This is a genomic window from Xenorhabdus sp. PB30.3 (assembly GCF_963895965.1).
Taxonomy (GTDB): Bacteria; Pseudomonadota; Gammaproteobacteria; order Enterobacterales; family Enterobacteriaceae; genus Xenorhabdus; species Xenorhabdus stockiae.
Window position 1 is genome coordinate 1 of record NZ_CAWQMW010000011.1, and the last position, 12,198, is coordinate 12,198.

Consider the following 12,198-nt stretch of genomic DNA (forward strand, 5'->3'; position numbering starts at 1 on the left):
TAAATTTCTATTTGTTTTGTTTTTCCATTTTTTTTAGCGAGTTATTTCCATTTTTAGATAGGAATTAGTGATTTTATCGTAGTTGTGATATTCAAAACTCATCAGGTATAGTGGCACAGGGCAGGCCTGATGTGAGAAGCTCTGGAAGAGGAGGTAAGTATCATTTAAGTCAGTGTTTATATAATTATTCCTATTTTTAGTGGGGTGTTTGGAAATAATATTCCGTAATATATGATATTTCTATAATGATATTTTAAGGCTTAATATCTTCAGTTTTGTTTAACTATAGTGACCGGGCATTGCTGATAATATTATGTTTTATTTCATGGACTTTTCCTATGATAAAACCTATTATTTGGCCGTTTTATCTTGGTCATATCTGCCGTTATATACTTAATTTAGCTTAAATATAAACCAGCAAGATAATATAAAGGTATCACTGACCTGACAGGCTGTTAATCAAAAAATTCGCAGGAAGAAAATAATGAAAAGTAAACTGACTTTAGCTTCTGTTTGTCTGGCTTCACTCATGCTAGCCGGCTGTGCAACAGAATCCTCATCAACTCTTCAGGTTCAAAAAGTTTCCTCTTATAACACAACCTACAAAGGTATTCGCAGCCCTATTGCAGTGGGTAAGTTTGAAAATCGCTCAAGCTACCAGAATGGTATTTTCTCTGATGGTATTGATCGTTTGGGTAACCAGTCAAAAACTATTCTGGTGACAGACTTACAGCAAACCGGTCGTTTTAATGTGCTGGAGCGCACGAATATGGCTGAGTTGCAAACAGAAGCCGGATTACAAGGTAAAGCTCAGAAGTTAAAAGGGGCAAGTTATGTCATTACTGGTGCAGTGACTGAATTTGGCCGTAAAGAAGTAGGTGATCACCAGTTATGGGGCATTTTAGGTCGTGGTAAATCACAGATTGCTTATGCAAAAGTGATGCTGAATGTGGTGAATGTGGAAACGTCTGAAGTTGTTTTCTCTTCAGCGGGAGCCGGGGAGTACAAGCTATCTAACCGTGAAATTATTGGATTTGGCGGCACTTCAGGTTATGACTCCACTCTGAATGGCAAGGTTTTAGATTTGGCAATTCGTGAAGCCGTGAATGATTTAGTGTCAGGTATTGAAAGTGGTGCCTGGAAGCCAACGAATTAATAATAAATATTATATAGGAAAGATCATTTAATGTTTTTGATGAAAAAGACGGGGATGTTACTGGGCACGCTAGTGTTAGTCGGATGTGTACAGGCACCTAAAACTATTTATGAATGGGGTGATTACCAGTCAACGCTTTACCAGTATTACCAACAAGATAAAACTGGGCCACTGGAGCAGATACAGGCTCTGGAAAAAGTGATTGAACAGGCAAAAGCCAAAGATAAACCTGTTCCTCCCGGCCTGCATGCACAAATGGGGTTACTGTACAGCAAAACAGGCAATATTGAGGATGCCTTTCAGCAGTTTGAAATAGAGAAAAAATTATTTCCTGAATCTGCACCTTATATGGATTTTCTGCTGAATAAAAATAAGGGAGTGAAATAATGAACCGTATTTTGGGTGCGATTGGTGCTTTATTTTTGCTGCTGCTGACGGGGTGTGCCAAACAGGCACCGCATGATTATTCTGCTTTAAGGGCAAGCGATCCTAAATCGATATTGGTGTTGCCCGCAGTGAATAAGTCTGTAGATGTGAAAGCCGCTGGCAGTGTGATTTCTCAGGTTGCTTATCCATTGGCTGAGTCAGGATATTATGTTTTTCCTGTTGCGGTAGTAGAAGAAACCTTCCGGCAGAATGGTGTATCTGAGGCTCAGGATATTAGCAATATCAGCTATAAGAAACTGCATGATATTTTTGGTGCAGATGCAGCGCTTTACTTGGATATCACGCAATACGGCACACAATATCAGATCATCAGTAGTGATACTCGTGTGACTGCTGAGGCTCGTTTGGTTGATTTGCGTACAGGTGAAAAAATCTGGGGCGGTATAGCAACAGCCTCCAGCGCAGAGAATCGTAACAATGGTGGTGGCGGAATTATTGGTATGTTAGTGTCTGCGGCCATTGAACAAATTGTTAATACTGTCGCTGATAGAGGCCACGAGATTGCGGGCATTACCAGTAACCGTTTGTTAAGCGCAGGACAATATTGGAATGGCCACCTGCTGTATGGCCCACGTTCAGAGTTTTATCGGAAAGAAAAAACAGAATAATTATTCCTGTTATTTTTTAGATTACTTTATTACAAAAATGCCGCAGATAATCACTGCGGCATTTTTATTAACGTTTTTTAGTCTGATTAGACATCCAATCGCTTAGTTTGCCATTTTTTGGATTTCCAGCGCCACGCGTTTACCAGACCACGGACCCACTCATCACAGAAAAAGCCAATCCAGATCCCCAGAATGCCCATTCCCATCGTAATTCCCAGAAAATAACCAACGGGAATAGAGATACCCCACATGAAAATCAGGGCAGTATAAAGCGGGAACCGGGCATCGCCAGAAGCTCGCAGTGCGTTGACCATAACGATATTAAAAGTACGCCCCGGCTCCAGAAACACAGATAACAGGAAGAGTGGCAGCAACAGCTCAATGATTTTTTGGTCTTCTGTCATCAGGCCGAGAAGTGGTTGCCGGAAAGCCCAGAAAGATAAGACTACTCCAATTGTGACGATAACACCGATTTTCAGGCTTTTTATACCGCGAATATAGGCCTCTTCAAAGCGTTTTGCCCCGACAAGATGGCCAACCATAATTTCGTTACCAATACTGGTGGCAATCCCAAAAAGCATAATGAACAGCGATAGCTGGAAATACAGCGTCTGTGCTGCCAGAGATGTTTCGCCCATCAAACCGATAAACGCCTGTGCCGTCATGTACTGCAATATCCACACGAGGTTTTCACCGGCCGCAGGCAAACCAATATGCAGGATTTTTCCAAGCATATTCTTTGACCAGCATATGAGTAATTTTGGTACCAGCTTTATTTTCAGGCCATAAAATAGCAAGCCACAGAGGAGAATAACTGCAACAGTACGACCAAATACTGTAGACCATGCCACACCTTCGAGGCCATATTTAGGTAGCCCGAAGAACCCGTACAGAACAATCATATTGCCGACAATTGTCAGTAAATTGGCAATCAGGGTGACATACATGGCTGATTTTGATTTGCCATATACTCGCAAGCAGGCTGCCAGAATAATTGAAATGGCTTCTGGTATCAGACAGATACCCAAAATATGCAGATAAGCAAATCCATCATCCATCAGGTTTTCTGGCAGATTCATGATATGCAGGATTTTGTAGCCGAAGAAAATAGTTACCAATGCACAGCCAAAACCCAACACAAAATTAAAGGCGATGGAAATGTGGATCGCCTGACTGGCTTTATCCCGCCTTCCTGAACCGAGGTATTGGGCGATGACAACGCTGCAACCAACGCTGATGAAATTGAAGATAGTGATGAATAGATCAAAAACATGATTCCCAACGCCCATCGCAGCCAGATAAGCCGAAGAAATATGGCTAACCATATAGGTATTGATTAACAGCGTCGCCATATGAAGAAAAATATCAATGAAGATCGGCCAGCTCAGGGAAAAAAGCGAACGATCAACAACATCAGATTGATGCATTATAAAAAACCTATTGTTTGAATTGAAATGAGTGGTCTTTTTGTGGTGTGACATATACTCAGAATACAGTCGTAATTTTACTTGGTTTATTGGTTGATTGGTAGGCAAATAACACGATTTACTGATATACACTTCGTCTTTCAAGTCGCCTTTTTGTTGGCTGCGCTCGCTCACCCCGGTCACATAGTTATCTATGCTCCCGGGGGTTTACTCTCTTGCCGCCGCGACGCATCTTGAAATCCATTATGTATAGCTAATAGACAATAAAATTTATGGCTATGACTTGATTCTTATCCCCGATTCACTGGATAATCTTCTGCCTCAAATTATCTCACCATTTTTTTATCTCAAAAGCCAAACGATTGCGTATGAGAAATGGCTGAATTGATAGCTTCAGCATTTTTAGCGTTATTAAGTGACGTAATCGTTTTCGTCGGGAGGGGAGTAAAGAAATGATGAGAAAAATAATGATCGATATTTAACACACTGGCAGGGGATAAATATGTCTGGCATGCAGGCACCAACTCAATGCAAACTCGATAGGTATTTTAAGATAACTGAACGTGGAAGCTCGGTACGTCAGGAGATTCTCGCTGGGTTAACAATATTTCTGGCTATGGTGTATTCCGTGATTGTTGTACCGGGTATGCTCGGACAAGCCGGATTTCCTCATACCGCGGTATTTATTTCTGTCTGTCTGGTGACCGGAATTGGCTCATTGCTGATGGGGTTATGGGTTAATTTGCCGATGGCGATTGGCTGTGCCATCTCATTGACTGCCTTTACGGCTTTTAGTCTGGTATTAGGGCAGCAAGTTAGCATCCCTGTTGCTCTGGGCGCTGTTTTTCTGATGGGATGTATATTTACCTTTATTTCTGTTACCGGTATTCGAGCCTGGCTATTGCGCAATATACCAATGGGGATTGCACATGGAGCAGGAATTGGTATCGGATTATTTCTGTTGCTTATTGCGGCAAACGGCGTCGGCCTGGTGATTAAAAATCCGAAGGAAGGATTACCGGTTGCCTTTGGTACATTGACTGCCTTTCCTGTCTTTATGACTCTGCTCGGTCTGGCTGCGATTATCGGTCTGGAAAAGAAAAAAGTCCCCGGTGGCATTTTGCTGGTTATCATCGTTATTTCAATCATTGGCCTGATTTTCGATCCTGCGGTGAAATATCAGGGTTTTTTTAAAGTGCCCACATTAGGAGAAGACGGCCTTTCCCTGATGTTCAGTATGGATATCATGGGGGCGTTACAGCCTGCTGTCCTGCCAAGCCTTCTTGCACTGGTGATGACCGCAGTATTTGATGCCACAGGGACTATCAGAGCTGTGGCCGGGCAGGCCAACCTGTTGGATAAGCGTGGGCAGATTATTAGTGGTAGTAAGGCGTTAACCGCTGATTCTGTCAGTAGTATTTTTGCCGGAGCGATAGGCTCTTCGCCTGCTGGCGTTTATATCGAATCTGCCGCAGGGAGTGCTGTAGGCGGAAAAACAGGGTTAACTGCGACCATTGTCGGTATTTTGTTTCTGCTAATCTTATTCCTTTCCCCATTGTCATATCTGGTTCCTGCGTATGCCACTGCACCGGCTTTAATGTATGTCGGTCTGCTGATGCTGAGCAATGTGAGAAAACTGAATTTCGATGATTCTGTTGATGCTGTGTCGGGGCTGTTGTGCGCCGTATTTATCGTTCTGACCTGTAATATCGTGACAGGAATTATGTTGGGTTTCAGCACGTTGGTTGTCGGACGTATTTTTGCTGGTGAGTTGCGTAAGCTGAATATCAGTACGGTAGTCATCGCCACTGCACTGGTGGTATTCTATGCCAGCAGTTGGGCTATTTAGCCAGAACTCGCCTGAAAGTTATGCGTAAGCGGTTAACGCTTGCGCATATATCTCCCTGCCTGATAATTTTTAAAACCTGTCAAATTTTCGACAAAACCTCTCAGATAAGTATAAAATAAGAAAATGGCTTGCGGGTCATTGATTCACAATGTGATTGTTTTTTGATTTTCCAGAATAACTTCAATTTTTGTGGTTATTAGCGCTGTTATTAGAAAGAAAAAACAGTCACAATCTCCTCACCGACGGATTTTTGGCAATTTGTAAGGGTAACATGGAAATATTCTTTACTATCTTGATCTTGATTTTGGTGGTGTCAGTTTCTGGTGTTCTTACTAAGGTGATCCCGTTCCGTGTCCCTTTGCCGATAGTGCAAATAGCAATGGGGGCGTTGCTGGCTTGGCCTCATTTTGGTTTACACGTTACTTTCGACCCTGAATTATTCCTCGTTTTACTTATCCCTCCTTTGTTATTTGTTGATGGCTGGAAAACACCGACCAGAGAATTTTTTCACCATGGGCGTGAAATCGTTATTCTGGTTTTAGTGCTGGTTTTAGTAACAGTTGTCGGTATTGGTTATTTGATTTACTGGTTATTGCCGAGTATTCCGCTTATTGCGGCTTTTGCTCTGGCCGCCGTGTTGTCACCAACCGATGCCGTTGCCTTATCCTCAATCGTCGGGAAAGGGCGCATTCCTAAAAATATGATGAGTGTGCTGGAAGGTGAAGCGTTGATGAACGATGCTTCGGGTCTGGTCGCTCTGAAATTTGCTGTAGCAATTGCCATGGGAACAATGGCATTTACGGTAACCGGTGCAACATTCGAATTCTTTAAAGTTGCAATTGGTGGTCTGGCATCGGGCGTCGCTGTGACCTGGTTGTACAGTAAATCACTGCGATTGATGAGCCGCTGGAGTGGCGATGATCCCGCGACTCAAATCATGTTTATGATGCTGTTGCCATTTGCTTCTTACATGATTGCTGAACATATTGGTGTTTCTGGCATTCTGGCTGCCGTTGCGGCGGGTATGACTATCAGTACGGCTGGCGTGATCCGCAATGCACCGCTGGATATGCGTCTGCGAGCGGATAATGTCTGGGGAATGCTGGCATTCGTATTCAACGGGCTGGTATTCATCATGCTGGGGCTACAGTTGCCGGGGATTTGGGAGACTTCTGTTGCTCAGGCTGATCTCGACCCGCATGTAGAAACCTGGATGCTGTTTGCTGCTGTAGGCATCATTTATGGTGCACTGGTATTGCTGCGGTTTTGTTGGTTATGGCTGATGAAAAATACCAGCAAAATCCTGATGAAGAAGAAACCACTGGAATTCTCAACCTACACTACGCGTGAATTGTTGCTGGCGTCGTTTGCGGGAGTCCGTGGTGCCATTACTCTGGCTGGTGCTCTGTCAGTACCACTTTTCCTGCCGGATGGTGATCCGTTCCCTGCCCGTTATCAGTTGATCTTTATTTCCGCAGGTGTGATTCTTGTTTCACTTTTTGTTGGCGTCATTGCCCTGCCACTCTTGCTGAGAGGTATGACAGTGGGAGACAAACAGGCTGATCTTGATGAAATCAGAATGGCGAAAGCAGCGATGGCTGAAGTTGCGATTGTCAGTATGAATAAGATGGAAGAACGCCTGTCTGCCAGCACAGAAGAAAAATTAGACGCTGAAGTGATTAGCGAAGTTGCTTCCCGGGTTACCGGTTACTTACGGCGCCGTACTGCGGGCACGGACGAGGGTGAACACAACCTGGAGGTTGAAGAGCTGGAGCGCCGTTTCCGCCTGACTGCATTACGGGCTGAAAGAGGGGAACTGTATCACTTGCGTGCAACCCGTAAAGTTAGCAATGAAACATTACAGACGCTTCTGCATGACCTTGATTTGCTGGAAGCACTGTTAGTGGATAAATCTCAATAAATATGTGGCTATTAACAATCACAACATTTTTGTGGGCCGCCTCATTCAGCCTGATCGGTGCTTATCTTGCCGGTCAGGTTGATAGCTGGTTTTCTGTACTAATCAGAGTAGCACTCGCTGCGCTGGTATTTCTGCCATTCTTGCGCTGGCGTGGGCTATCGCTGAAAGTGATTTCGCTGTATATGGCAGTGGGCGCTTGCCAACTGGGTGTGATGTACTTGTTTGTATTTCATGCGTACCACTATCTGACAGTGGCAGAGTTTTTGCTTTTTACTGTCATGACGCCACTGTATGTCACACTGATCTACGATTTACTGAAACGTCAGAGGCTACGTTGGGGGTATGCACTCAGTTCGCTGCTGGCTGTTGCCGGAGCTGCGATTATCCGTTATGACCGGCTAAGTGAATCTTTTTGGATTGGCTTGATTCTGGTGCAACTGGCGAATATTTTCTTTGCCATTGGTCAGGTTGGTTATAAGCGTTTGATGGAGAAACACCCGATCCCACAACGAGTGGCTATTTCATGGTTCTATTTAGGTGCCTGTGTTGTTGCAATTATCGGATGGTTAATCTTTGGTAACCCACAGAAGCTGCCGACAACGCAATTACAGTGGTGGGTTCTGATCTGGTTAGGCGCAGGAGCCTCCGGTATTGGCTATTTTATGTGGAACTATGGCGCAACTCAGGTTGATGCCGGAACACTCGCAATTATGAATAATATGCTGGTTCCGGCTGGGTTACTGGTTAACTTTGTCATTTGGCAGCAGCATCCGGATTGGCTGAGCTTTAGCATTGGAGGCAGCCTGATTGTTGCATCGCTTTGGGTGCATCACCGCTGGATATTGAAACCCGTTTTACAAAAGGCAGACTATCCACCGCGTGCTGGCGCGCAGAACGAATAAATGTATCAATAGCCGGTTGATGTTGCTCTCCTTTACGGCAGGCAGCGTACAACCGGCTCCATAATCCCTCTCCCAGCGTCTGCGTGACAACTAAACCCTGTCTTTCAAATGTTTCTACGGCCCAGTGAGGCAATGCTGCAATACCTAAGCGGGCTGCCACCATTTGGATCAGTAATAGAGTGTTATCAACGGTTTTCAGGGTGGGAGTTACTTCGGCTGGCTGGAGAAAACGTCTCCAAATATCAAAACGTTGTCGTTGAACAGGATAAATCAGTAACGTCTCAGGTGCGAGATCTTGTGGTTGAATATCCCGCTGATTGGCTAATGGATGATCCGGGGCCACCACCAACTTTACTTCATAATCAAACAGCGGCGTATAGTGGAGATCGCTGTCGGAAAGAATATCGGATGTCAGCACAATATCCAGCTCCTTTTGTTGCAGGGCCGGTTGTGGGTCAAATGTCACCCCGGATTTGAAATCCACATTAACCAGCGGCCAGCTTTCCCGGAAAAGCTTTAATGCAGGCGTGAGCCACTGAATACAGCTATGACATTCAATCGCAATGCGTAGGTTAGTTTCTTCCGGCTCATTACACTCACTCAGAGATGCTTTGATCATCGGTAAAATCTGCTCAGCCAGCTTTAGTAGCACTTCTCCCTGATGTGTAAGTTGCAGCGGCTGACTTTTACGAATGAAAAGTTTGTATCCCAGACGATGCTCTAATTCACTGAATTGATGTGAAAGAGCTGATTGAGTTTGATGCAAGTGATTCGCAGCAGCTGCCAATGAGCCACAGAGATTTAATGCTTGCAATGTTTTTAAGTGTTTAATTTCGATCATGAAAAACCTTCAAGTTGATGATGAATAATTTGCGCTTGTGGTTTATACATTACCTGTTGATTATAGAAGTGTAAACATCTAGACGGCTAAAATTTGCGGGTGACGACATGACAGTTTTAAATCATACATTAGGTTTTCCACGTATCGGCTTGAAAAGAGAGCTAAAAAAAGCACAAGAAAGCTATTGGGCAGGTAAAATTTCTCAACAAGAATTGCTAGAAACAGGCCGTGAATTACGAGCACGTCACTGGCAACAGCAAAAAGAAGCAGGAGTAGATTTAATTCCTGTCGGAGATTTCGCTTGGTATGACCAAGTATTGACGACCACTCTGCTGTTGGGGAACGTTCCTCCCCGCCATCAAAATGAAGATGGAAGTATTGATTTAGATACACTATTCCGCATTGCCCGTGGTCGGGCGCCAACAGGTACTCCGGCTGCTGCGTCAGAAATGACCAAGTGGTTTAACACTAACTACCATTACATTGTTCCTGAGTTTCAGGAAGGTCAAGAATTTAAATTAGGATGGACTCAACTGCTGGATGAAGTCGATGAAGCGCTAGCACTGGGACATAACGTAAAACCTGTTTTACTGGGGCCGGTGACTTATTTATGGCTTGGAAAGGTAAAAGGCAAAGCCTTTGAACGCCTCTCTTTATTGGCGGATATTCTGCCCGTATATCAACAGGTGCTGGGTGAACTGGCAAAACGTGGCATCGAGTGGGTACAGATAGATGAGCCTGCATTGGTGCTGGAACTGCCAGAAGAGTGGTTAGCTGCATTTCAGCCTGCTTATCAGGCACTTCAGGGTCAGGTTAAGTTATTGCTGACAACCTACTTTGATAGTATCAGTCATAATCTGGCGACCATTAAATCACTGCCGGTACAGGGGTTACATGTTGATTTAGTTGCAGGGCAGGACTCACTGGATGAACTGCATAAATCTTTACCTGAAACATTATTGCTATCGTTAGGGGTTGTTAACGGACGTAACGTCTGGCGGGCAGATTTGAGCGCAAAATATGAACTTGTTGCGCCGTTACTGGGTAAACGAGATATTTGGGTCGGTAGTTCTTGCTCATTATTACATAGCCCGATTGATCTGAATGATGAAACAGGGCTGGATGAAGAAGTTAAGAGTTGGTTTGCCTTTGCACTACAGAAATGTGCGGAACTTTCTCTGTTATCTCAGGCATTGAATGCTCCACAAGGCAGCAGACAGTCCGAGCTGGATGATTATAGCGCGCCAATTCGTGCCCGCCGTAGCTCCGCCCGTGTGAATAATCCGGCTGTAGCCGAGCGCCTTAATAAGGTCCGTCCGCAGGACAGTGAACGTAATCAAGTTTATGAAGAGCGCGCCAGACTTCAACGTCAACGTTATAAACTACCTTTGTGGCCGACAACAACGATAGGTTCTTTCCCTCAGACAACAGAGATCCGCGGCTTACGTCTGGATTTCAAGAAAGGTCGCGTTGATGGCAATCATTACCGCACCAATATCAGTGAACATATTAAACAGGCGATCACTGAGCAGGAACGGCTGGGATTAGATGTGCTGGTACATGGTGAAGCTGAACGTAATGACATGGTGGAATATTTCGGTGAACATTTTGACGGTTACGTCTTTACGCAAAACGGCTGGGTACAAAGTTATGGTTCCCGCTGTGTTAAACCACCGGTCATTATCGGAGATATCAGCCGCCCAGAAGCGATTACCGTTGATTGGGCAACCTATGCTCAATCCCTGACAGATAAACCAGTAAAAGGCATGTTAACCGGGCCGGTAACGATTCTTTGCTGGTCATTCCCAAGGGAAGATATCAACCGGGAAACGATTGCCAAGCAGATTGCTTTGGCTCTGCGTGATGAAGTGGATGATTTGCAGAAAGCGGGTATTGGCATTATCCAGATTGATGAACCAGCACTGCGCGAAGGCTTGCCGCTGCGCCGTGAAGAGTGGCAGGCATATCTGGATTGGGCGGTGGATGCCTTTAAACTAAGTGCAGCCATTGCGGAAGACGAGACTCAGATCCATACCCATATGTGTTATTGCGAGTTCAATGACATCATGCCTTCCATTGCAGCACTGGATGCGGATGTTATCACCATTGAAACGTCTCGCTCAGATATGGAACTGCTGGATTCGTTTGAAGACTTTTCATATCCAAATGAAATTGGGCCAGGCGTGTATGACATTCACTCACCGAATGTGCCGAGTGTTGAGTGGATTGAAGCCCTGTTGCGCAAAGCGGCTGAACGTATTCCGGTTGAACGTTTATGGGTTAACCCCGATTGTGGTCTGAAAACCCGGGGCTGGGCAGAAACCCGCCAGTCATTGGCGAATATGGTTGAAGCCGCAAAACGTCTGCGTGATTCAGTTAACAGCTAAGTTAATTTAAGTGTTAATCTGCCCACCATAGGAAAATATAAATATGGCGGGCAGGTTAATTTATTTAGTCAGTAATTTATCTTTCAATAAATTCATCCCTACTGATTTTAGATCCAGATTTTCAGGTACTTCACCATTTGGTGTAACCTTATCAATAAGATTAGGCAGATGTTGTGAAATGAGTGATGAGGCTTCACTGGGGTCGATACCCATTTTTTCTGCTAATGTCTGGATTGTGGAGGAGCCAAAAATAGAGGAAACCTGATCAGCATGAATAGGCGTATTTTCCCCCGTACCAATCCACGAATGAATTGTGCCATCCAACCCTTGCCGGGAAAACTGCTCAACTAACCCACTTATTCCCCCCTGACCTTCAACCCAGTCCATTATATGCTGAATTTGTTGACTCTTACCCCGACTCAGCATATTTGAAATTTGATCAAAAAAGCTCATCGTAATTTCCCTCCTTTGTTGAGGTTTTACTAGCTCAATCGATATAAAACACTAATTTTTGTGTTTTTACAGGAATGAATTAGTGTAAATGTTATAAAGAAAAGGGTAATTCAAGATTTAATTATTAAAATAGCACAGGATTTTTAATCCGGTTTGTTTGGGATAATTGAACTATCCATGTATTAAGTAATTTTATTTATGTTAATC

General features: G+C 44.2%; 10 protein-coding genes. 7 read left to right on the top strand and 3 right to left on the bottom strand.

Annotated features, from left to right (window positions below; all coding sequences use genetic code 11):
* The first annotated feature begins 484 nt into the window (after positions 1 to 484).
* The 3 genes from AACX38_RS01340 to AACX38_RS01350 are packed head-to-tail and all read left to right on the top strand — an operon-like array spanning position 485 to position 2,211.
* On the top strand, positions 485 to 1,156 hold the full coding sequence (locus AACX38_RS01340; RefSeq protein ID WP_099111090.1) for a CsgG/HfaB family protein: 672 nt from the start codon (positions 485 to 487) through the stop codon (positions 1,154 to 1,156).
* Positions 1,157 to 1,186: 30 nt separating this feature from the next.
* Positions 1,187 to 1,543, top strand: coding sequence for a DUF4810 domain-containing protein (locus AACX38_RS01345; RefSeq protein WP_099122827.1), 357 nt, complete (start codon positions 1,187 to 1,189; stop codon positions 1,541 to 1,543).
* Complete coding sequence (locus tag AACX38_RS01350; protein ID WP_228865584.1) at positions 1,543 to 2,211, top strand: DUF799 domain-containing protein; 669 nt, start codon at positions 1,543 to 1,545, stop codon at positions 2,209 to 2,211. The genes AACX38_RS01345 and AACX38_RS01350 overlap by 1 nt, the downstream gene beginning before the upstream one ends.
* An 86-nt stretch (positions 2,212 to 2,297) precedes the next feature.
* On the opposite strand, the gene AACX38_RS01355 is transcribed toward AACX38_RS01350, so the two are convergent.
* A complete protein-coding gene (locus tag AACX38_RS01355; RefSeq protein WP_099111093.1) occupies positions 2,298 to 3,638 on the bottom strand; it encodes an MATE family efflux transporter in 1,341 nt (446 codons plus the stop codon).
* Positions 3,639 to 4,140: 502 nt separating this feature from the next.
* Between AACX38_RS01355 and AACX38_RS01360 the strand changes: the two genes are divergently transcribed.
* The 3 genes from AACX38_RS01360 to AACX38_RS01370 all read left to right on the top strand — a co-directional run bounded on the left by AACX38_RS01360 (position 4,141) and on the right by AACX38_RS01370 (position 8,310).
* Positions 4,141 to 5,487: an NCS2 family permease gene (locus tag AACX38_RS01360; RefSeq protein ID WP_228865585.1), complete on the top strand. Its 1,347-nt coding sequence runs from the start codon at positions 4,141 to 4,143 to the stop codon at positions 5,485 to 5,487.
* A gap of 271 nt (positions 5,488 to 5,758) precedes the next feature.
* The gene (locus AACX38_RS01365; protein WP_099122830.1) at positions 5,759 to 7,408 is read left to right on the top strand and encodes a Na+/H+ antiporter; all 1,650 of its coding nucleotides are present in this window, start codon (positions 5,759 to 5,761) and stop codon (positions 7,406 to 7,408) included.
* Positions 7,409 to 7,410: 2 nt separating this feature from the next.
* The gene (locus AACX38_RS01370; RefSeq protein WP_099111096.1) at positions 7,411 to 8,310 is read left to right on the top strand and encodes a carboxylate/amino acid/amine transporter; all 900 of its coding nucleotides are present in this window, start codon (positions 7,411 to 7,413) and stop codon (positions 8,308 to 8,310) included.
* Here AACX38_RS01370 and metR read toward each other — a convergent pair.
* Entirely contained in the window at positions 8,195 to 9,151 is a 957-nt protein-coding gene (gene metR / locus AACX38_RS01375) for an HTH-type transcriptional regulator MetR (protein WP_228857850.1), read from the bottom strand. The two genes, AACX38_RS01370 and metR, sit on opposite strands and share 116 nt — an antisense overlap.
* Before the next feature lie 107 nt (positions 9,152 to 9,258).
* Between metR and metE the strand changes: the two genes are divergently transcribed.
* Positions 9,259 to 11,538 (top strand): 5-methyltetrahydropteroyltriglutamate--homocysteine S-methyltransferase, encoded by a 2,280-nt coding sequence (gene metE, locus AACX38_RS01380; protein ID WP_228865586.1) that lies wholly within the window; start codon positions 9,259 to 9,261, stop codon positions 11,536 to 11,538.
* A gap of 60 nt (positions 11,539 to 11,598) precedes the next feature.
* Here the strand turns inward: metE and AACX38_RS01385 are convergent, their stop codons facing one another.
* Entirely contained in the window at positions 11,599 to 11,991 is a 393-nt protein-coding gene (locus tag AACX38_RS01385) for a YidB family protein (protein WP_099122832.1), read from the bottom strand.
* Between the last annotated feature and the right edge of the window lie 207 nt (positions 11,992 to 12,198).

What these genes read in the sequence shown, in the direction of transcription:
- AACX38_RS01340 (WP_099111090.1), top strand. Translation starts at nt 485, where the DNA reads ATGAAAAGTAAACTGACTTTAGCTTCTGTTTGTCTGGCTTCACTCATG.
- AACX38_RS01345 (WP_099122827.1), top strand. Translation starts at nt 1,187, where the DNA reads ATGTTTTTGATGAAAAAGACGGGGATGTTACTGGGCACGCTAGTGTTA.
- AACX38_RS01350 (WP_228865584.1), top strand. Translation starts at nt 1,543, where the DNA reads ATGAACCGTATTTTGGGTGCGATTGGTGCTTTATTTTTGCTGCTGCTG.
- AACX38_RS01355 (WP_099111093.1), bottom strand. Translation starts at nt 3,638, where the DNA reads ATGCATCAATCTGATGTTGTTGATCGTTCGCTTTTTTCCCTGAGCTGG.
- AACX38_RS01360 (WP_228865585.1), top strand. Translation starts at nt 4,141, where the DNA reads ATGTCTGGCATGCAGGCACCAACTCAATGCAAACTCGATAGGTATTTT.
- AACX38_RS01365 (WP_099122830.1), top strand. Translation starts at nt 5,759, where the DNA reads ATGGAAATATTCTTTACTATCTTGATCTTGATTTTGGTGGTGTCAGTT.
- AACX38_RS01370 (WP_099111096.1), top strand. Translation starts at nt 7,411, where the DNA reads ATGTGGCTATTAACAATCACAACATTTTTGTGGGCCGCCTCATTCAGC.
- metR (WP_228857850.1), bottom strand. Translation starts at nt 9,151, where the DNA reads ATGATCGAAATTAAACACTTAAAAACATTGCAAGCATTAAATCTCTGT.
- metE (WP_228865586.1), top strand. Translation starts at nt 9,259, where the DNA reads ATGACAGTTTTAAATCATACATTAGGTTTTCCACGTATCGGCTTGAAA.
- AACX38_RS01385 (WP_099122832.1), bottom strand. Translation starts at nt 11,991, where the DNA reads ATGAGCTTTTTTGATCAAATTTCAAATATGCTGAGTCGGGGTAAGAGT.